The following is a 21,809-nucleotide window of genomic DNA, read 5'->3' as shown; positions in this document are numbered from 1 at the left end:
AATCAGGCTTGGTGATTTATTCAGTTGCCAAACCCGCTTGAGTATTGAGATAATTTTCAGTCTGACTCTCGCAATATCTTATGAGGTTTCAGTTCATGTCCTGCTGCGCTGGGTGTCTGTGAAGCGGGTTTACCATTAACGAATAGTCTTAGTAGTACCGAAAAAATGGCAGAGAAACGCAATATCTTTCTGGTTGGGCCTATGGGTGCCGGAAAAAGCACTATTGGGCGCCAGTTAGCTCAACAACTCAATATGGAATTTTACGATTCTGATCAAGAGATTGAGAAACGAACCGGAGCTGATGTGGGCTGGGTCTTCGATGTTGAAGGTGAAGACGGCTTCCGTAATCGTGAAGAAAAAGTTATCAACGAATTGACGGAAAAACAGGGTATTGTGCTGGCAACCGGCGGTGGCTCTGTAAAATCGCGTGAAACGCGTAACCGTCTCTCCGCGCGTGGCGTCGTGGTCTACCTTGAAACGACCATCGAAAAACAACTGGCGCGCACGCAGCGTGATAAAAAACGCCCGCTGTTGCAGGTTGAAGCACCGCCTCGCGAAGTTCTGGAAGCGCTGGCTAACGAACGCAATCCGCTGTACGAAGAGATTGCCGACGTCACCATTCGCACCGACGATCAAAGCGCTAAGGTTGTGGCAAACCAGATTATTCATATGCTGGAAAGCAACTAATTCAAGCAGAATACGCTGGGTAAGCGGGCACAAGTAACTAAGGTGGATGTCGCGTCATGGAGAGGATTACAGTCACTCTCGGGGAACGTAGTTACCCGATCACCATCGCGGCTGGTTTGTTTAACGAACCAGCTTCATTCTTGCCGCTGAAATCAGGCGATCAGGTCATGTTAGTGACCAACGAAACCCTGGCGCCGCTTTATCTGGACAAGGTTCGCGGCGTACTCGAACGGGCGGGCGTTAACGTAGACAGCGTGATTCTTCCTGACGGCGAGCAGTATAAGAGCCTGACGGTGCTGGATACGGTGTTTACGGCGTTACTGAAAAAACCGCATGGTCGTGATACCACGCTGGTCGCGCTTGGCGGCGGCGTGATTGGCGATCTTACCGGTTTTGCGGCGGCCAGCTACCAGCGAGGCGTACGTTTCATCCAGGTGCCAACTACCTTACTGTCGCAGGTTGATTCTTCCGTGGGCGGGAAGACCGCCGTCAACCATCCCCTTGGCAAAAACATGATTGGCGCGTTTTACCAACCCGCTTCTGTGGTTGTCGATCTTGATTGCCTGAAAACGCTTCCCGCACGCGAACTGGCATCGGGACTGGCAGAGGTGATCAAATACGGCATTATACTTGACGCGGACTTCTTCACCTGGCTTGAGGGTAATCTGGATGCGCTATTGCGTCTGGACGGCCCGGCGATGGCGTACTGTATTCGTCGTTGTTGCGAGCTGAAAGCCGAAGTTGTTGCCGCCGACGAGCGTGAAGCGGGCTTACGTGCTTTACTGAATCTTGGACATACCTTTGGCCACGCCATTGAAGCGGAAATGGGATATGGCAATTGGTTACATGGTGAAGCCGTTGCCGCAGGTATAGTGATGGCTGCGCGCGCATCCGAGCGTTTGGGGCAGTTCAGTTCTGCTGATACGCAGCGCATCATCGCTCTACTCGAACGGGCCGGGTTGCCAGTCAATGGCCCTTGCGAGATGTCCGCGCAGGACTATTTGCCGCACATGCTGCGAGATAAAAAAGTGTTAGCGGGGGAGCTGCGTTTAGTGCTTCCGCTGGCCATAGGGAAAAGTGAAGTGCGCGGCGGAGTGTCGCACGAAGTCGTTCTTAGCGCGATTGCTGACTGTCAGCAGGCGTAACAACAAGAAAGGTCAGACTGATATTGCGTAGATGTCAGTCTTTTAGCTTCAGGTTATGTGCAATGTCGTAAGCATTAACCTTTGAGTGGGGTGTTAAATGGATGAATTCAAACCAGAAGACGAGCTGAAACCCGATCCCAGCGATCGTCGTACTGGTCGTTCTCGTCAATCTTCAGAACGCGATAATGAGCCGCAGATCAACTTTGATGACGTTGATCTGGACGCCGACGATCGCCGTCCGACGCGTACGCGTAAAGCGCGTAGTGAAGAACCTGAAGTTGAAGAAGAGTACGAATCCGATGAAGACGATACGGTGGACGAAGAGCGTGTTGAACGCCGTCCACGTAAGCGTAAAAAAGCGGCCCATAAGCCAGCCTCTCGTCAATACATGATGATGGGCGTTGGCGTGCTAGTGCTGCTGCTGTTGATTATCGGTATCGGCTCCGCGCTGAAAGCCCCCTCAACGTCTTCCAGCGAGCCGTCGGCCTCTGGCGAAAAGAGTATCGATCTTTCCGGTAACGCCGCCGATCAGGCGAATGCGACCCAGCCTGCGCCGGGCGCCACCTCCGCAGAACAAACCGCGGGCAATACGTCGCAGGATATTTCGTTGCCGCCGATTTCTTCAACGCCGACGCAGGGACAGTCGCCTGTGGTCGCTGACGGTCAGCAGCGCGTGGAAGTGCAGGGCGATCTGAATAATGCGCTGACGCAGAATCCAGAGCAGATGAACAATGTTGCGGTGAACTCTACGTTGCCGACAGAGCCTGCAACCGTCGCGCCAGTTCGCAATGGCAGCACGACGCGTCAGGCGGCGGTTAGCGAACCTACCGAGCGTCATACCACGCGTCCGGAACGTAAACAGGCCGTCATTGAACCTAAGAAACCGCAGACCACGGCGAAAACCACCACTGCGGAACCGAAGAAACCGGTCGCGCCAGTGAAACGCACGGAACCGGCAGCGCCAGCCGCGACGCCGAAAGCGACCACCACGACGGCTGCGCCGACAGCGACGGCAAGCGCTGCGCCGGTACAAACCGCGGAGCCAGCGCAAGCCTCGACGACGCCTGTCGCAGGCGGCGGGAAAAGCGCCGGCAACGTTGGCGCATTAAAGAGCGCGCCATCCAGCCACTACACATTGCAGCTCAGTAGTTCTTCAAATTACGACAACCTGAACGGTTGGGCGAAGAAAGAGAACCTGAAAAATTATGTGGTATACGAGACGACGCGTAATGGACAACCGTGGTATGTGCTGGTAACGGGGATGTATGCTTCGAAAGAAGATGCTAAACGTGCGGTGTCCACCTTACCTGCCGATGTGCAGGCGAAAAACCCGTGGGCAAAACCGTTGCATCAGGTTCAGGCCGATCTGAAATAATCCAGGCTGTGTCCTGCAATTGCCTGTGAGTGTCGCTGACAGCTATTTTTGTTCAGGACAGGCGCGAGGGGCGCATTTGCTACCGTCAAATGCGCCGTAAAGCAACGCGGCACAGCCTAAAGCGCAGGATGCTGTCGGAGCTTTCTCCACAGCCGGAGAAGGTGTAATTAGTTAGTCAGCATGAAAAAAAATCGCGCTTTTTTGAAGTGGGCAGGGGGAAAATACCCTCTGCTTGATGATATCAAACGACATTTGCCAAAAGGCGAGTGCCTTGTCGAACCTTTTGTGGGTGCCGGATCGGTGTTTCTTAACACCGACTTTTCTCGTTATATCCTCGCCGATATCAACAGCGACCTTATTAGCCTCTATAACATCGTGAAGTTACGTACTGACGAGTATGTACAGGCTTCGCGCGAGCTGTTTATGCCTGAAACTAACCAGGCTGAGGTCTATTACCAACTCCGTGAGGAGTTCAATACCTGCCAGGACCCCTTTCGTCGGGCGGTACTGTTTTTATATCTGAACCGCTACGGTTATAACGGACTCTGCCGCTATAACTTGCGCGGGGAATTTAATGTACCGTTTGGTCGTTATAAAAGACCTTACTTCCCGGAAGCGGAGTTGTACCACTTTGCAGAAAAAGCGCAGAATGCGTTCTTTTACTGTGAGTCATACGCAGACAGTATGGCGCGTGCGGACAAGTCGTCGGTGGTCTATTGCGATCCGCCTTATGCGCCGTTGTCCGCCACGGCTAACTTCACAGCGTATCACACCAAAAGTTTTAGCCTGACGCAACAAGCGCATCTGGCGGAAATCGCTGAGAATCTGGTCAGTAACCGGATACCGGTGCTCATTTCCAACCATGATACGGCGCTCACACGCGAGTGGTATCAACTCGCAAAATTGCATGTCGTCAAAGTTAGACGCAGTATAAGCAGCAACGGCGGCACACGTAAAAAGGTGGACGAACTGCTGGCTCTGTACCAACCAGGAGTCGCAACGCCTGCAAGAAAATAATTCTCAAGGAGAAGCGGATGAAACAGTATTTGATTGCCCCCTCAATTCTGTCGGCTGATTTTGCTCGCCTGGGTGAAGACACCGCCAAAGCGCTGGCTGCCGGTGCTGATGTTGTACACTTTGACGTCATGGATAATCACTATGTGCCGAATCTGACTATCGGCCCGATGGTGCTGAAATCCCTGCGTCAGTACGGTATTACCGCGCCTATTGATGTTCACCTGATGGTCAAGCCAGTCGACCGTATCGTGCCCGACTTTGCCGCCGCTGGCGCGAGCATCATTACCTTTCACCCGGAAGCCTCCGAACATGTTGACCGCACGCTACAGCTGATTAAAGAACACGGCTGTAAAGCGGGGCTGGTATTCAACCCGGCAACGTCGCTCAGTTATCTCGATTACGTCATGGACAAACTGGATGTGATCCTGCTGATGTCCGTGAACCCAGGCTTCGGCGGCCAGTCTTTTATTCCGCAGACGCTGGATAAACTGCGCGAAGTGCGTCGCCGCATTGATGCGTCCGGTTACGACATTCGCCTGGAAGTGGACGGCGGCGTGAAGGTGAACAATATCGGCGAGATCGCCGCAGCAGGTGCGGACATGTTTGTTGCGGGGTCGGCAATTTTCGATAAACCCGACTACAAAAAAGTGATTGATGAAATGCGCAGTGAGCTGGCAAAGGTAAGTCATGGATAAGTTGCAGAATATTCGGGGCGTCGCCTTTGATCTTGACGGTACGCTGGTGGATAGCGCGCCGGGTCTTGCCGCGGCGGTGGATATGGCGCTGTATGCGCTGGAACTGCCGGTCGCGGGCGAGGAGCGCGTGATTACCTGGATTGGTAACGGCGCAGACGTATTGATGGAACGCGCGCTGACCTGGGCTCGCCAAGAGCGCGCCACGCTGCGTAAGACGATGGGGAAACCGCCCGTTGATGAAGATATTCCTGCCGAGGAACAGGTACGCATTCTGCGTAAACTGTTCGACAGGTATTATGGCGAAGTGGCGGAAGAAGGCACCTTTTTATTTCCGCATGTCGCCGATACGCTGGGCGCGCTGCACGCCAGCGGATTGTCATTAGGTCTGGTGACGAATAAGCCGACGCCGTTCGTCGCGCCGTTGCTGGAATCGCTTGATATCGCCAAATACTTTAGTGTGGTTATCGGCGGCGATGATGTGCAAAATAAGAAGCCGCATCCGGAGCCGCTGTTGCTGGTGGCAAGCCGGCTGGGCATGATGCCGGAGCAGATGCTTTTTGTCGGCGATTCGCGTAATGATATTCAGGCTGCAAAAGCGGCGGGCTGCCCTTCGGTTGGCCTGACATACGGCTACAATTATGGCGAAGCGATCGCTCTTAGCGAGCCGGACGTCATTTATGACAGTTTTAACGATCTTTTGCCCGCACTTGGGCTTCCGCATAGCGATAACCAGGAAATAAAAAATGACTAAGCCCATCGTTTTTAGTGGCGCACAGCCCTCAGGTGAATTGACCATTGGCAACTATATGGGGGCATTGCGTCAGTGGGTAAACATGCAGGATGACTATCATTGCATCTACTGCATCGTAGACCAACATGCTATTACCGTGCGTCAGGACGCGCAGCAGCTACGTAAAGCGACGCTGGATACGCTGGCGCTGTACCTGGCATGTGGTATTGATCCTGAAAAGAGCACTATTTTCGTTCAGTCCCATGTGCCGGAACATGCGCAGCTTGGCTGGGCGCTGAACTGCTATACCTATTTCGGCGAGCTGAGCCGTATGACGCAGTTTAAAGATAAATCTGCGCGCTATGCGGAAAACATTAACGCCGGCCTGTTTGATTACCCGGTGCTGATGGCGGCAGACATCCTGTTGTACCAAACCAATCTGGTGCCGGTAGGCGAAGATCAGAAGCAGCATCTGGAACTGAGCCGCGATATCGCCCAGCGTTTCAACGGGCTGTATGGCGATATTTTCAAAGTACCGGAACCGTTTATTCCAAAATCCGGCGCGCGTGTGATGTCGCTGCTGGAGCCGACAAAGAAAATGTCCAAATCGGACGATAACCGTAATAACGTGATCGGCCTGCTGGAAGATCCGAAATCGGTAGTGAAGAAAATCAAACGTGCGGTCACTGACTCCGACGAGCCGCCGGTAGTGCGTTATGATGTGAAAGAGAAAGCGGGTGTCTCTAACCTGCTGGATATTCTTTCCGCCGTGACCGGTCAGAGCATTCCTGAACTGGAAAAACAGTTTGAAGGTAAAATGTATGGCCATTTGAAAGGCGAAGTGGCGGAGGCGGTTTCCGGAATGTTGTCTGAGTTGCAGGAGCGCTATCACCGTTTCCGCAACGACGAAGCGTTCTTGCAGAAGGTGATGAAAGACGGGGCGGAAAAAGCCAGCGCACGTGCGGCCGAAACGCTGAAAGCCGTTTACGAAGCCATTGGCTTTGTGGCGAAACCGTAAGGGTTATTGCTTGCCCGATGGCGCTGGCTTATCGGGCCTACAAACGAGCGTAAGTTGGACAAGGCATCTGCGCCGTACCGTTTATCAGACCTGTAAAAAAACCGGGAAAATCCCGGTTTTTTTGTATCTGCGCAGTCGTTTCTATTATTGATCGGCAGCCGGGCCGCAACCGCCAATAATTTTAGAAATAGAAATTGCAGGGTGCAGCAAATAATCGTAGCTGCAGTTATTTTTTTTGTTTTCGATATGACCAGTACAAGCAGTGAGCGTCGCCAGAACCCCTGCCACAACGGCAATTTTTACAAATTTAAACATTTCAAAATCCTTGTTGATAAAACGAGCACTACTGGTGGAATAAATATAAGATCTATTTAGCGTATAGTACGATAGCAATTATTAAACTATACAGGTAGTCCAAATAAGGACTTTATCTTTACCAGGGGATATGATTTAAAAAGGCCGCTTAATAATAAGCGGCCTTTATTAGTGTTATATAATGTCGTTTATTTAACGAAATGTTTTCTTAACGTTAAGCATAAAGCCTTTATCGCTGATACCGTCTTCCTTCCACTGGTAGGCATCCAGATGTAGCGCGGTATCATTGCTGCTGTATTTCACGCCGATGGTTGCCAGACCATTAACGCCGCCGCCTTTTTGACCGTCATCCACGCCGAACGATTGACCCGCCGCACCCTGTAATGACGCTGTACGCTGGCTCTTGCTGTAGCTCAGGTTCGGGCCGCCTTCCAGGGTAGCGGTGGCGCTCCAGCCGTCTTTCGCGGCGTAATCCAGCTTCAGGCCGACAATAGAGTCTACCGCCGTTTCGTTGCCAGAGTTCATGGACAGGTTAAAATCTCCGGCGCTGTGCTCTTTGTAGCCATCTTCCATGGTGTGACGGAATTTCACTCCGGCATACGGCGTGACTTTCAGCGTATCACTCATCATGGTGAAAGTTTTCGCCCCTTCACTGCGAAACTCAAGGTACTGCTGACGCATGTCGGAATCGGCAATTTTGTTGACATCGCCATAGGCGACAGAACGGCTGCTGTCGAGGTTATGCACGTCATAGCGCAGGCTGTTGTTCCACGCCAGACCTTCATCAAACGCCATGCTGTGCTTCAGACCAAAGAACTGACTGTAGCCGCCGGTCAGGCCGTTATCGCCTGCGGTTTTCGAACCGTCGCCATCCAGACGCGCAATACCGTACTCCAGCGTCAGATTCTGGCTGGCGGTGAGATCCAACGTCTGGCGTAATGCCAGCATGTCGTACTGGGTGTCGTTGCCCAGCTCCGCACGCGGGTCGCCTTTCGCTACGACGTTGAACGCCAGGCCATCTTTGATGTGCGGCGCGGCGTCGGCCAGCATGGTAAAGCGGTTGCTGAGTACACGCGCTTCACGGAATACCGTGGTGGCTTGAGCACCGCTCACCTGCTTGAGTGCGCTGTTCAGCTCGGCGGTAGTACCCACGTTGAGGCTGGTGTACAGCTCGTTGTTGGTGTAACCGGCGTCCAGCGCCTGCGCCACGTCGCTTACCGAGCTGTCGGTCGCCACATCGGCATAGGCGTTTTTAGTCATGGTGACGTCAACGTTGCCGTCGGCATCCTGGCTACCCTGGGCGTTCCAGACGACGGAAGTGGACTGAATCGCGCCTGCGTCGGACAGGTTGCTGCCCTCAACCACGTTGTCAAAGCTGACGGTGGTGTCGGCGGTACCTGCGGTGAACCCGGTGTTAATTTCCACACCGTTCATGCTGGCATTGCTGACCATCAATTTACCGGCGCTACCATCAGCGCTGGTGCCGACCACGTAGCCCGACAGGTTGTTGGTGGCAGATGAATCTGCACTGTCGCTGGTGGTAACGGTCGTCGAGCCATCGGTAATGGTGGGTTCCGTGGGGGCAGTGAAGTCAACATAATGCACTTCCGTACCGTCGCCGTTTTCGCCGCTGCCTTCAATGGTTTTACCGTCCTGCTTGATAAAGCCGGAACCGGTCACGCTGTCATCAATGTAGACCGTGCCGTTGTTGACGATATGGCCGTTGCTGCCCAACTGGCTGAAGGCGTAGGAGTTGCTGGCGTAAATATTGATGGTGCCATTGTTCTCGATCACTGCATCGGATTTTGCATCTGATTCCAACTGCATCCCGACCATTCCGGTTTGCGTGGTGCCGACTGTACCCACATTGATAGTGCCGTTATTGACCATCTTCGCGCTGCCGTGCGCAGACATCGCCACATTGTTGGTTTTATCAATGTTGATGGTGCCGTCGTTAATGGCTTTACTGCCGCCATTATTTTTCGAGGTAGTAATTTGCCCGTTAATGACGCCGGTAGAACCGTTGTACAGCGTGTGCCCATTTCCTCCAGTCGCGATATCGGCATCGCTGTTTACCGTCCCCCAGTTATTGAAGGTGCCGGACCACAGGCCGTTATCCGCCAGCGTCATCACACCATCTTCGAGGTTATTAAGCGTCCCGCTTTTATCGACAGAGCCGTTTTTAATCACGCCGGCGTTATTGACGGTTGCAGCGGCGGTAAAGGTCAGTTTATCAACCTCGCCGCCTGTGTTGTTGTTCAGTACCGCACTGCCCGATGCGCCAGTCCAGGCTGTCACCGTACCGGTATTGTTCATGGTACTGGTCCACTGCTCAACCGTGTTCATGGAACCGCTGTTGTTAATAACGGAACCTGCTACCGTGGTGCCGGTTTTCCCGGTGACGGTACCAGTATTGTTGAAGACGCCGCCGTCTACGGAAACGGCGGCCGTTGTGCCGTCGTTGGTGTAGATACCCCCTGTCTCAATACTTACACTGCTGATACTGCCAGTGGATTCGTTGGTGACATCGCCGTAATTTTTAATGATGACTTTACCGCCGCTGACGGTTCCCGCATTGCTAACGTGTACGGTTTCTGTTGCAACCGGATTGGTGAGGATGGTTTCACCGGTCAGCGTTTCACCCTCGGCGGTAATCTCATCACCATCTCTAAAGGAAAGGGATACATTGCTATCGGTTGGGTTGTACTCGTCACTGTTCTGGCAAGCGCTGTCATAGCAAACGGTGCCGTAGTTAACTACGGTGCTACTGCCGTCGGTCAGGAAGGGCTGGCCGTAATCGGCATCAATATTGATGATACCGCTGGTGTCGTTGATGACGGTGCCGCCGTTGAGCGCCGCCATGCCGACCAGCTCGTTTGCCTGGCCGGTCACGCCTGCATCGGCAGTCAGGGTGATTACGCCCTGGTTAATGGCGGTGCCGCCGTTGAGCGCCATCATGCCGAACCCGGCGTTGTTAACGGTAATGGTGCCGGTGTTGATAGCGGTGGCGTCGCCATCGGCATCGGTGGAACCCGCCACCATTCCTGAGCTGGTGAGATAGAGCGATGACGGCTGCCAGTAGCTGGTGCTGATGATGTTATTTTCATCGTCCAGCGTCGGGACAAAGCCGTCCAGATAGATATCGCCTGCGTTTGACGCTGTTCCTCTGCTGGCGGATACGCCATATACACCCGCGCCCTGCAAATGGATAGTGGCGTCCTTATCACTAACGACATCGCCATCACCCGTAGCCAACATGGCGTAAAAGGTGTGGGTGTACCATTTCAGTGGGTATGCGCCATCACCGCCACTGCCCTGCGGCGTCTGGTCAGAAATGATGGTGATATCGCCGCCGGCTTTGTTATGAACAGCCGATCCCTCGCCACTAGCCCTTGTGATGGCTGCACGATCCTCACTGCTGTTGCTACTGGTCGCGTAGACAAGAATATCTCCGCTGTTGCTGACTTTCGCGCCGTTATCTGCGTATACGCCATGGCTTGTAATATCGCCTTTATTTTCAATTGATGTGCCTTCGCCATCAGCCATCAGCAACGCGTTGTAGGTGAAAAAGCCTGTGGGTATATAACTGACATTAACGTCAACAACCGAGCCATCATCCAGAATCAGGGAGCCGCCGTTGTTGACCCGCGCCAGTACAACGTGACCACCCACTAACGTGTTGGTATCAATGGTAGAATGACCGTTTAGCGTAACGGTACTGTTACCGCTGACGCTGATGCCGGTAACGTCTGAAGAGGTTCCATCACGTGGATCCTCGCTGTGGGTGATATTAATACCGCCGCCAATCTCAACGTCGTTATCATCACCTGTTACGCTCAGGCCAACAACGTCCAGGTATTGTCCGCTGGTGGCGGACAGATCGTTGTCATCAATATTCAGCGCGCCATTAAGGGTAACGTTATTGCCGTTACCGCCGACAACAACGCCGGTTAACGGGGGCGCCCCGGCAGCCAGAGCATCCTGCCCGTAGTCGGCGCTGATATTTACGTTGCCGGTGATATCAACGGCGTTGCTGTCGCCGCTCACGTTCACGCCTGTCGCTGAGCTAAATACGCCTTCGCTGTCCTGGACTGAGACAACGTTAATATCGCCATCCAGCGTAACCTGCGACATATCGCCGCTCACCAGCGCGCCGGTGCCGTTAAGGCTGACGTCAATATCCCCTTTGTTTTTGAAGGTGTTTTTTTCGCCTGCAACCACAAAACCCACCGAGTCCGCATCACGTACGGTGGCGTTGCCGGTATTTTTTGCTTCATTTCCGGTACCGTAGGTGATGATGCCCATCGCGCCGTCGGTGACCAGCAGATCGCCCGCCTGGGTCAGGCTGCCGTTGTCGCCATTGATAATCACGGCGGCAGAGCCCGCGCCATCCACCGCGATATCACCGGTATTGGTGGTATGGGCGTCGTCGCCGTCAATTCGCGTACCGACGGCGCCGCCGGAGATAGTCTGATTACCTTCGTTGATAACGAGTGCGTTGTCGCCATCGATATACAGCGCCGTGGCGTCTGCGCCGCTGACGGTGGTGCTCCCGGCGTTATCGATAACCACGTCGTCGCCGGTAATGTGGGCGCCGGTGCCGCCGTCGGTGATGGTCATATCACCGTCATTGTTGACGCGGGCGTTATTGCCGTCAATGACGGTGCCGGTGGAGCCTGCGCCGCTGATGTTAGAGGTACCGGTATTCTTAATCGTGGCGTTGTCGCCGTCGATGATGATGGCGGTGCCGCCGCCGCTCACGGCAATGTCACCGGCGAAATTAGTGGTGGTGCCGTTGCCGGAAATCAGCGCGCCGGTGGCGTTGTCCACCGTTGAGTGGCCAGAAATGGTGTTGGTGGTGCCGTCGCCGGAGATAACCATGCCGGTGGCGCCGTCGGTCACACTGGAGTCCCCGGTGAGCGTGTTGACGGTTCTATCGCCGGAAATAATCACGCCGGTGCGATCCTGGCCGCTGATATCCATGCCGCGATCGGAGTTATGCGCCTGGTCATCGCCGCTGATAACGGTGGTTTTATCGTCGGCAATAATCAGATAGCCACGGCTGTCGTACTTCCAGTAGAGACCGTTTTCCTGGGTGCCTTCAATCACGGCGGCATTGGCGTCGGTCACGTCCCAGTCGGTGACGTTCAGCGTTTTGCCGTCCGCGGTGGTGAGCTGCCACTGGTTGTCCTGTTCTGAATAATTCCACACGGCACCCTCGAGAACGCTGCCGTTATCCAGTTTGAAGCTATCGAAGGTCAGGGTGTCTTTGCCTTTATCGATGGTGACGCCGTTGCTGAAGGTAATAACAGAGTCATCCGGGGGCGTGTCGTCGTCATCGCCGCTATCATCGGGCGGGGTTACATCGTCATCGCCGCTATCATCGGGCGGGGTCACATCGTCATCGCCGCTATCGTCAGGCGGGGTTACATCGTCATCGCCGCTATCGTCGGGCGGGGTTACATCGTCATCGCCGCTATCATCAGGCGGGGTTACATCGTCATCGCCGCTATCGTCAGGCGGGGTTACATCGTCATCGCCGCTATCGTCGGGCGGGGTTACATCGTCATCGCCGCTATCATCAGGCGGGGTTACATCGTCATCGCCGCTATCGTCGGGCGGGGTTACATCGTCATCGCCGCTATCGTCGGGTGGGGTCACATCGTCATCGCCGCTATCATCGGGTGGGATCACATTATCATCGCCGCCATCGTCGGGCGGGGTGACGTTGCCGCCATCGTCGGGCGGGGTAACGTCGCCGCCATTATCGGGCGTAGGGGGGGTATAAGAATGATTAGAATCTCCGCCACCGTTATTTTCAACGCCAATAGCCACACCTGCGACCAGTGCAGCAACGCCGCCAGCAACCCAGCCCCAGTGATTATCATTTTCAGGTGTAGCAAGGCAGGTCGGTGAGAGTTTTGCGCGTTTTTCTTTAGGCAGGGAGGAGATATTACTGGGACATTCTTTTTCATCATCGTTATTTTCTGCGGCGATGGCCGGAATGTAATAACTTTGTAGCGTTAAAGCGATAGCGATAGAAATAAGTTTTTTCTTTTGCATAGGGTTCATCCTTAATTAATATTTTCCTTGCGTACTAAACATATGCAGAGAGCGGTACAGGCAATGATGAAATGGCCAGAAGAAAAATTATGCTTTAGTGTTTATTTTATCACCCGATAACCAGGTCAGGTCAAATTGAATGCTTAACGGTGTTATTTATTGTATGAATGAATGAGAAGTGTATTTGACGAATAAAAGGGTTTTTAGGCAGGATTATTACTATTTAAATTTGTCTGGTGTATTTAAAGTTGATTTCTTAATTCACTTTTAAGTAAAAATAATTTGAGATTACGAGTAGTTGTAAAATAAAGCCCTGTTATTCAGGGCTTTATTTTAATTAATAATTAGAGAACCAATTTAATTTATCGCGTAAGCCAACGACCCGGCCAACGATAATCAGCGCCGGGCTTTCAACCTGTTGCGCTAATTCACCGAGCTGCGTCAGTACACCGTGGACGACGCGTTGCTTCACAGAGGTACCGTTTTCTACCAGCGCAACCGGCATATCGGCCTGCATACCGAATGCGATCAGTTTTTCCTGGATAGTCGCTGCCTGATTCAGCCCCATGTAGAACACCAGCGTCTGTTTTTCTGCCGCCAGGTTTTCCCAGTCCAGCTCGCCGCCGGTTTTCAGGTGACCGGTGACCAGACGTACGCTCTGGGCGTAATCGCGATGGGTTAGCGGAATACCGGAGTAGGCGGAGCAACCGGAAGCCGCGGTAATCCCCGGCACTACCGAGAAAGGAATACCGGCATGACACAGCGTTTCCAGCTCTTCGCCGCCGCGACCAAAGATAAAGGGATCGCCGCCTTTCAGGCGTACCACGCGTTTACCTTTTTGCGCTTCACGCAGCAGGATCTGGTTGATTTCTTCCTGTGGGACGCAGTGGTAACCCGCGCGTTTCCCCACAAAGACCCGATCGGCATCGCGGCGTACCAGGTTCATAATGTCGTCGGAGACGAGGCGATCGTAAACCACGATATCCGCCTGTTGGATTTGTTGTAACCCTTTCAGCGTCAGCAGTCCGGCATCGCCCGGCCCGGCGCCGACCAGCACGACTTCGCCACGGTGATCCAGCGGTTCGCTAAACAGGCGTTCGGTTGTCGCGTTAACCGCTTTCTCATCGGCATTCGCCAGCGACTGCGCCAGCCGGTCATTGACGAAAAATTTTTCCCAGAAGCGACGACGTTCGCCCATCGTGGCAAACTGCTTTTTCACTCGGGCGCGGAGTTGCCCGGCATAGCGCGCGACCTGCCCCAGATGCTGCGGCAGCAGCGATTCCAGTTTCTCGCGCAGCAGACGCGCCAGCACTGGGGAAGTGCCGCCCGAGGAGATGGCGACCATCAGCGGCGAGCGGTCAATAATGGAGGGCATGATAAAGCTGGCGGCTTTCGGCGCATCCACCACGTTGCAGAAGATACGGCGTGACTCCGCCGCGTCGCTGACGCGCTGGTTGACGGTATCGTCGTCGGTGGCCGCGATCGCCAGCCAACACGAGTCGAGAAGCGCTTCGTCGAACGGACCCTCAACCAGAGTCAACATGCCTTCATTTGCCCATACGGTGAACTGTGGAATAAAGGTTAGCGCATTGACCGTTAAACGTGCGCCTGCTTCCAGCAGTAACCGTGCTTTGCGTTCTGCGACATCGCCACCGCCGACGATCAGACAGTCGCGGTCGCGTAATTGACAAAATATAGGCAAATGGTCCACGACATTACCCCTTAATGGTTGGCTGTAACCTTAATTTGGTTGGTTTTTTGCGGAACAGGACGCTCCGATTTCGGCGTAGCATACCAATAACCCAATCCCATGAACACGACGCCGGACAAAGTATTACCCAGAGTGACCCATAACAGGTTGTGTCCGATTCCGGACAGGGTATAGGCGTCGCTGTGATGACCAAACCAGGAGAGGGCGAACAGCGTCATATTCGCGACGGAGTGCTCGTAGCCGGAAGCGATAAACGCCAGTAGACACCACCAGATAGCAAGAAATTTTGCCGTGCCTTCGGTGCGGATTGCCATCCAGATTGCCAGACAAACCAGCCAGTTACACAGCGCGCCTTTGAAGAACAGTACTGTGGCGGGCGCGGTGGTTTTCGCCAGCGCGACTGAGTGAACGATGCTGGTATCTACCGGCAACAAACTGCCGCCGCCCCAGCTGTAAAGCAGGGCGACAAAGACGGAACCGACCAGGTTGCCGAGCCAGGTTTGCGGCAGGATAGCCCACATTTGACCGTGGCTGATAGTGCCTGCTTTGACGCCCAGCGTCAGGAACATGGTGTGGCCGGTAAACAGTTCGGAACCGGCGATGATGACCAGCGTTAAGGCGATACCAAAGGTCGCTCCCATCACCAAAGGACGCACTGACGGGTCGAGCAGATTGCCGAGGGTGAAAATAAGAATGATGCCGAGACCGACATAAGCCCCGGCCATTGCCGAACTGACCCAGAAGCCGAGCGGATTATTCGCCGACAGGCGTGCGATGCGCGCAGCGTTAGCCGCACACTTATTAATAGTGTCTGTAAACATTTGATTATCCTTGAAGTACAAAAAATAAAAAAAATCGTAACCGTAGGCCGGATAAGGCATTTATGCCGCCATCCGGCAATGTGCTTTTGCAATTGCCTGATGGCGCTACGCTTATCAGGCCTACCAATAAAAGACCTACAAGTACGTCAAAAAAGGGGAGGCGTTGCGCCTCCCAAAAATAATTAACCGCGCAACTGCACCACGCCGTCTTTTACCCGCGCGTCGTACTGTTTCACAGAGAACTGCTCATCTTCCATGCACAAACCATCGCTCAGGCGGAAGCGCTGCTTTTTCAGCGGGCTGGCGACCCACAGTTCGCCCTGGTGTTCCGCAATCAGTCCACGAGACAGCACACTGGCCTCAAAGAACGGGTCGATGTTGCTGATCGCAAACACCTGATCGCTATGGTAAGGACGGAAAATCGCCACCTGTTCGCCGCCTGACAGCGCGCAGACGCCGGTTCCCGGCAGGATGTCATCGATTTTGCAGATGTTTTGCCACTGACTCATGCGTTTTCCTCCACCAGAGTGACCGGGATACGTTCATACGGCGTGGCCGGTCGATGCTGTTCACGTTCCGGGACGACCTGGACATTTGGGTCGCGCTTGTCGCTGTTGATGAAGTGTTTGAAACGAACCTGCGCCGCTGGCGTGTTGACGGTCTCCGTCCACTCGCAGACCACCGCTGCGCGCAGGCGCGCCATCTCTTCCTCCAGATGTTCGTTCAGGCCCAGCTTATCGTCGATGATGACCGATTTCAGATACTCGATGCCGCCTTCCAGGTTGTCTAACCACGGCGCGGTACGGGTCAGTTTGTCGGCAGTACGGATGTAGAACATCATAAAGCGGTCGAGGTACTTGATCAGCGTGTCGCGATCGAGATCGGCTGCCAGCAGATCCGCATGACGCGGTTTCATGCCGCCGTTACCGCAGACGTACAGGTTCCAGCCTTTCTCAGTGGCGATAATGCCGACATCTTTACCCTGCGCTTCCGCACATTCACGGGTACAGCCGGAGACGCCGAACTTCATTTTGTGCGGGGTGCGAATGCCTTTGTAGCGGTTTTCCAGCTCCACGCCGAAACCGACGCTGTCGCCCACGCCGTAGCGGCACCAGGTGCTGCCGACGCAGGTTTTCGCCATCCGCAGCGCTTTGGCGTACGCGTGACCGGTTTCGAAACCGGCTTCAATCAGTTGACGCCAGATTTCCGGCAGATCGTCTTTTTGCGCGCCAAACAGACCGATACGCTGAGAACCGGTGATTTTGGTATAGAGGTTAAACTCGCGGGCGATACGCCCCACGGCCACCAGACCTTCCGGGGTGATTTCACCGCCCGCCGAGCGCGGGATCACCGAGTAAGTACCGTCTTTCTGGATATTCGCCAGGAAGTTATCGTTAGTATCCTGTAGCGGCGTGTGCTGCGGTTTGAGGATGTATTCGTTCCAGCACGACGCCAGCAGCGAACCGACGGTCGGCTTACACACTTCGCAGCCGTAGCCTTTACCGTGTTTCGCCAGCAGTTCTTCAAAGGTTTTGATACCTTCCACGCGGATTAAGTGGAACAGTTCCTGACGAGAATAAGCAAAGTGCTCGCACAGGTTGTTGTTGACTTCAATACCCTGTTTCGCCAGTTCGGCGTTCAGTACCTGCGTCACCAGCGGGATGCAGCCGCCGCAGCCGGTTCCGGCTTTGGTTTCCGCTTTCAGCGCCGCCACGGTATGGCAGCCTTTATTGATAGCGGCGATCAGATCGCCTTTAGTCACATCGAAGCAGGAGCAGATCTGCGCGCTGTCCGGCAGTTTATCCACGCCGATAGCGGGTTTACCACTGCCCGCGTGCGACGGCAGGATCAGCGAATCCGGGTTTTCCGGCAGTTCGATGGCGTTCAGTACCAGTTGCAGCAAATTGCCGTAATCGCTGGTGTCGCCGACCAGTACTGCGCCGAGCAGAGTTTTGTTATCTTCGCTGACAATAAGACGTTTGTAGACTTCTTTGCTTTCATCGAGGTAAACGTAGCTACGCGCGCCCGGCGTGCGGCCATGCGCGTCGCCGATGCCGCCGACGTCCACGCCCAGCAGCTTCAGCTTGGCGCTGAGATCCGCGCCTTCAAAGGCGTTTTCACTGCCGAGGATATGGTCAACGGCAACCTGGGCCATTTTATAGCCCGGTGCGACCAGACCGTAAACGCGGTTGTTCCAACTGGCGCACTCGCCGATAGCGTAGATATCCGGGTCGGACGTCTGGCAGGTGTCGTTAATCACGATACCGCCGCGCTGCGCGACGGCCAGACCGCACTGGGTAGCCAGCTTGTCGCGGGGGCGAATACCGGTAGAGAAGACGATAAAATCGACTTCCAGCTCGCTGCCGTCGGCAAAACGCATAGTCTTACGCGCTTCGTTACCCTGCTGAACAATCTCTTGCGTATTTTTACTGGTGTGTACACGCACGCCCATGCTTTCGATCTTGCGACGTAGCTGCTCGCCGCCCATCTGATCGAGCTGTTCCGCCATCAGCATTGGCGCAAATTCAATGACGTGCGTTTCCACGCCGAGGTTTTTCAGCGCGCCAGCGGCTTCCAGCCCCAGCAGACCGCCGCCGACCACCGCCCCGCGCTTGCTGCGACGGGCGCAGGCTTCGATAGCGTTGAGGTCTTCAATGGTACGGTAAACGAAGCAATCCTGGGTTTCGGAGCCTTTAATCGGCGGGATCCACGGATAGGAACCGGTCGCCATGATCAGCTTGTCATAATAAACGGTACGACCCGCGCTGGAGTGAATCACTTTCTCCTGACGGTTAATGGTAATTGCGCGTTCGCCAACCAGTACCTTCACGCCGTGCTTCTCGTAAAATCCTTCACGCACCAGAGAGAGCTCTTCCGCGGTGTGGTGAGAGAAGTAGGATGACAGGTGGACACGGTCATAGGCTTTACGGGGTTCTTCACAGAACACGGTAATGTCGAACAGGCTAGCGTCGGATTTATCAAGGAGATCCTCAATAAAGCGGTGGCCGACCATACCATTACCGATAATAGCGAGTCTGACTTTGCTCATTTTTGCCTCGATTTCTTTTCTATTACCGCCTACCTTAACGATTCAGCAACCCCGCTTATTGATGTAAATCAAATTCACCTTTATATACCTCTTAATGGGTATATGGCTGATTTGTCTGGATTTTTATAAGTGGCGGAATTGTCAGGCTTTTCAGGTTTGTACAAATAACATACAAAATGAGGGGTTTTTAGACCAACAGGCCTACCCCGTCAGGAGGGGGGAGAGTGCCGGAGGGCGATGTCGCCATCCGGCAAGGATTATCAATGCGTAGCCGGCGCGCTATGCTGGCGATGACGGGACACAAAGCCGAGCGCAAAGCACATCACAAAGACCACCGCATACAGGCCATTCGCGGTGAGTAGCGCCGCCTGTGGACCGCTGTGCGCCACAATCGGGCCGGTGACGACGAAGGTCAGCATCGTTCCGATAGTGCCGCAGGTCAGAATAAAGTTAACCAGCTTAGGCGAGGCCACTTTCGTTTGCTGCGATCCCAGCGTAATGATGGAGGTATAAATGGCGCTGGAGAAGAAGCCCAGCGTCAGAATAAACCACGGCATATGCGCCTGCGTGCCGGTAATAAACAGATACATCAGTACCGCCGCCATACCCGCCAGTACGGTCAGAATGCGTTGCAGATCGAAAAAGCGCAGGATAAAGCTGAACGCCCACATGCCAAACATATAGGACATCCAGAAATCACTCACCAGCGCCCCGGCGTCATTCAGGCTCATGCCGAGGCCTTTGGCGTATTCCGGCACCCAGGAGATAAAGCCTAATTGACCGAGGATATAGCACAGCGCGGCGACGGCGAGAAACAGTACGCCAATGCCCCATTTTTCTTTGACGACAGGCGCCTGAGAGTGCTGCGCATGTTTACCCAGCGCCGGAAATTCACAGCCGAAGGTCAGGATGAAAATCGCCAGGTAGACCAGGCCGATGCAGGCGTAGACCCAGTACCACTCAATACTACGCGCCAGCAGGAAGGCGGCGACCATAGGAAAAATCATCCCCGCCATGCTGAAGAAGGAGTCGGTAAACAGCAGTCGGGAACCGCGCTGACGCCCTTCATACAGTTGCGTAATCAGGAAGGTGCCAATCGACATGGTGATCCCGCTGACCAGCCCCAGCACAAACATCGCCGCTGAGAACAACGCCAGGCTGTGGCTGAACATCAGCCCGGCCACCGCCAGCACCATCAGGATAAAACCAAAGCGTAGCTGTGTTTTCAGCGGGATGATTTCCATCAACCACGCATTGAGGAAGATCGAGATCAAAATCCCGGCGTTCAGGAAAGTAAAGGTGTTACTCATGCTGGAAACGGGCAGCTGAAAATAGTCTGCGATATTTCCCATCACCATCCCGGTGACAATCACCAGCGCCCCGGTCAGGGCGTAGGAAAGAAAGCTGATCCATGTGAGCTTGATGCGGTTGCTGTTAGTCATGTCTGGCCTTGAAGAGAAGTGAAGCGCGTGGAGGGCGCGTTAAGCGGGCAGATTTTAGGCGCTTTTGTGATGCATTTAAATAATTATTAGTGATAGTAATGTTCATTGCATTTTTTAATGTGATGTTTGTCACATCATATTGCAAGAATACGGCGTTGCGTCGTAACGTTACATTTGTTTCATATACGTAAAATTAGGTAAAGGGCTGGCCTGGCCCAGGAAGGCTCTTTAAAATCATTCCACTTGCTTTATTTCTGCTCTCTTTAAGGAAATCTCATGCTCAAATCGACTCTGGCGGCTGTCGCAGCTGTTTTCGCTCTTTCTGCTCTTTCTCCCGCAGCGTTGGCAGCAAAAGGCGATCCTCATGTGCTGTTAACCACCTCCGCCGGGAATATTGAGCTGGAGCTGAACAGCCAGAAAGCGCCGGTTTCTGTGAAAAACTTTGTCGATTACGTCAACAGTGGTTTCTATAACAACACTACGTTTCACCGCGTTATTCCTGGCTTCATGATTCAGGGCGGTGGTTTTAACGAGCAGATGCAGCAGAAGAAACCGAATCCGCCGATTAAGAATGAAGCCGACAACGGCCTGCGTAATACTCGCGGCACGATCGCGATGGCGCGCACCGCAGATAAAGATAGCGCCACCAGCCAGTTCTTTATTAACGTCGCGGATAACGCTTTTCTCGACCACGGCCAGCGCGACTTTGGCTATGCGGTATTTGGTAAAGTGGTAAAAGGTATGGATGTCGCCGATAAAATCTCACAGGTACCGACGCACGATGTCGGGCCTTATCAGAATGTGCCGACAAAACCAGTCGTTATCCTTTCCGCGAAAGTCCTGCCATAAAACATGCCTGCGCGGGCGCGAGCCGCCCGCGTTTTCTCCCTGTCTCAGCGTAACCTGAAATTGCTGCTTATACTTGTGGTCAAGCACAGACATATTCAGGGAGGCCCGGTGAAGAAACTTACCGATAAACAAAAGTCACGCTTTTGGGAACAGCGGCGCAACGTTAACTTCCAGCAAAGCCGCCGTCTCGAAGGTATTGAGATCCCCTTAGTAACTCTGACCGCCGATGAAGCGCTGGCACGTCTTGACGAGCTTCGGAGGCACTATGAGCGATAAATTTGGCGAAGGGCGCGATCCGTACCTCTATCCGGGGCTGAATGTGATGCGTAATCGGCTGGGGATTCATCAGGCCCAGCGACTGGCGCAAGCGGCATATGAAATGACCGCGCTCCGTGCCGCCACGATTGAACTGGGGCCGCTGATACGCGGCTTGCCTCATCTGTGCGCGATTCATCGCCAGCTCTATCAGGATATTTTCGACTGGGCAGGGCAACTGCGGGAGGTCGATATTTACCAGGGCGATACCCGTTTCTGCCACTTTGCCTATATCGAAAAAGAGGGCAACGCTCTGATGCAGGATTTGGAAGAAGAGGGCTATCTGGTCGGTCTGGCGCACGAGAAGTTTGTCGAGCGGCTGGCGCATTACTACTGCGAAATTAACGTGCTTCATCCGTTTCGTTTGGGGAGCGGGCTGGCGCAGCGCATCTTCTTTGAACAACTGGCGTTACATGCAGGCTATGCGCTGAGTTGGCAAGGTATTGCGGTTGAAACATGGAAGCAGGCGAACCAGAGCGGCGCGATGGGCGATCTCTCCGCTTTGCAGGCGATTTTTCAGAAAGCGATAAGCGAAGCTCGCGAAACTGAGTAAAATAGTGCGGTTCTACTCACCCGG

The 21,809-nt window shown here is 54.0% G+C and carries 17 protein-coding genes; 10 read left to right on the top strand and 7 right to left on the bottom strand.

Annotated features, from left to right (window positions below; translation table 11 throughout):
* The first annotated feature begins 165 nt into the window (after positions 1 to 165).
* The 7 genes from aroK (at position 166) to trpS (ending at position 6,667) form a co-directional block, all read left to right on the top strand.
* The gene (aroK, locus tag ABVN36_RS16980; protein ID WP_000818621.1) at positions 166 to 687 is read left to right on the top strand and encodes a shikimate kinase AroK; all 522 of its coding nucleotides are present in this window, start codon (positions 166 to 168) and stop codon (positions 685 to 687) included.
* A gap of 56 nt (positions 688 to 743) precedes the next feature.
* Positions 744 to 1,832, top strand: coding sequence for a 3-dehydroquinate synthase (aroB, locus tag ABVN36_RS16975; protein ID WP_000439824.1), 1,089 nt, complete (start codon positions 744 to 746; stop codon positions 1,830 to 1,832).
* A gap of 97 nt (positions 1,833 to 1,929) precedes the next feature.
* Complete coding sequence (gene damX / locus ABVN36_RS16970; protein ID WP_023138119.1) at positions 1,930 to 3,207, top strand: cell division protein DamX; 1,278 nt, start codon at positions 1,930 to 1,932, stop codon at positions 3,205 to 3,207.
* Between the two features lie 180 nt (positions 3,208 to 3,387).
* On the top strand, positions 3,388 to 4,224 hold the full coding sequence (gene dam / locus ABVN36_RS16965) for an adenine-specific DNA-methyltransferase (RefSeq protein ID WP_112324595.1): 837 nt from the start codon (positions 3,388 to 3,390) through the stop codon (positions 4,222 to 4,224).
* A 17-nt stretch (positions 4,225 to 4,241) separates the two neighbouring features.
* On the top strand, positions 4,242 to 4,919 hold the full coding sequence (gene rpe / locus ABVN36_RS16960) for a ribulose-phosphate 3-epimerase (RefSeq protein ID WP_000816286.1): 678 nt from the start codon (positions 4,242 to 4,244) through the stop codon (positions 4,917 to 4,919).
* A complete protein-coding gene (gene gph / locus ABVN36_RS16955) occupies positions 4,912 to 5,670 on the top strand; it encodes a phosphoglycolate phosphatase (RefSeq protein ID WP_001727859.1) in 759 nt (252 codons plus the stop codon). Before rpe ends, gph begins: the two co-directional genes overlap by 8 nt.
* Positions 5,663 to 6,667, top strand: a complete 1,005-nt coding sequence (gene trpS, locus ABVN36_RS16950) for a tryptophan--tRNA ligase (RefSeq protein ID WP_000165562.1) — start codon at positions 5,663 to 5,665, stop codon at positions 6,665 to 6,667. The genes gph and trpS overlap by 8 nt, the downstream gene beginning before the upstream one ends.
* A gap of 144 nt (positions 6,668 to 6,811) precedes the next feature.
* On the opposite strand, the gene ABVN36_RS16945 is transcribed toward trpS, so the two are convergent.
* From ABVN36_RS16945 to tsgA, 7 genes are all read right to left on the bottom strand, one after another.
* Positions 6,812 to 6,982 (bottom strand): YhfL family protein, encoded by a 171-nt coding sequence (locus ABVN36_RS16945; protein WP_000472323.1) that lies wholly within the window; start codon positions 6,980 to 6,982, stop codon positions 6,812 to 6,814.
* A 192-nt stretch (positions 6,983 to 7,174) separates the two neighbouring features.
* Positions 7,175 to 13,054, bottom strand: coding sequence for an autotransporter adhesin BigA (locus ABVN36_RS16940; protein ID WP_164528039.1), 5,880 nt, complete (start codon positions 13,052 to 13,054; stop codon positions 7,175 to 7,177).
* Positions 13,055 to 13,382: 328 nt separating this feature from the next.
* Positions 13,383 to 14,756 (bottom strand): siroheme synthase CysG, encoded by a 1,374-nt coding sequence (gene cysG / locus ABVN36_RS16935; protein WP_000349889.1) that lies wholly within the window; start codon positions 14,754 to 14,756, stop codon positions 13,383 to 13,385.
* 11 nt (positions 14,757 to 14,767) lie between these two features.
* Positions 14,768 to 15,577 (bottom strand): nitrite transporter NirC, encoded by an 810-nt coding sequence (gene nirC, locus ABVN36_RS16930; RefSeq protein WP_000493576.1) that lies wholly within the window; start codon positions 15,575 to 15,577, stop codon positions 14,768 to 14,770.
* A 182-nt stretch (positions 15,578 to 15,759) separates the two neighbouring features.
* Entirely contained in the window at positions 15,760 to 16,086 is a 327-nt protein-coding gene (nirD, locus tag ABVN36_RS16925; RefSeq protein WP_000084817.1) for a nitrite reductase small subunit NirD, read from the bottom strand.
* Entirely contained in the window at positions 16,083 to 18,626 is a 2,544-nt protein-coding gene (gene nirB / locus ABVN36_RS16920) for an NADPH-nitrite reductase large subunit (protein WP_000049247.1), read from the bottom strand. Before nirB ends, nirD begins: the two co-directional genes overlap by 4 nt.
* A gap of 260 nt (positions 18,627 to 18,886) precedes the next feature.
* On the bottom strand, positions 18,887 to 20,068 hold the full coding sequence (gene tsgA / locus ABVN36_RS16915; RefSeq protein WP_000185267.1) for an MFS transporter TsgA: 1,182 nt from the start codon (positions 20,066 to 20,068) through the stop codon (positions 18,887 to 18,889).
* A 276-nt stretch (positions 20,069 to 20,344) separates the two neighbouring features.
* Between tsgA and ppiA the strand changes: the two genes are divergently transcribed.
* The 3 genes from ppiA (at position 20,345) to ABVN36_RS16900 (ending at position 21,785) form a co-directional block, all read left to right on the top strand.
* A complete protein-coding gene (gene ppiA / locus ABVN36_RS16910) occupies positions 20,345 to 20,917 on the top strand; it encodes a peptidylprolyl isomerase A (RefSeq protein WP_000920478.1) in 573 nt (190 codons plus the stop codon).
* A gap of 108 nt (positions 20,918 to 21,025) precedes the next feature.
* Entirely contained in the window at positions 21,026 to 21,193 is a 168-nt protein-coding gene (locus ABVN36_RS16905; RefSeq protein ID WP_001519136.1) for a YhfG family protein, read from the top strand.
* Entirely contained in the window at positions 21,183 to 21,785 is a 603-nt protein-coding gene (locus tag ABVN36_RS16900; RefSeq protein WP_001280665.1) for a putative adenosine monophosphate-protein transferase Fic, read from the top strand. The genes ABVN36_RS16905 and ABVN36_RS16900 overlap by 11 nt, the downstream gene beginning before the upstream one ends.
* Positions 21,786 to 21,809: the final 24 nt, after the last annotated feature.

The organism is Salmonella sp. SJTUF15581 (genome assembly GCF_043356775.1).
GTDB lineage: Bacteria > Pseudomonadota > Gammaproteobacteria > Enterobacterales > Enterobacteriaceae > Salmonella > Salmonella enterica.
This window is presented reverse-complemented; position numbering and strand designations above follow the sequence as displayed.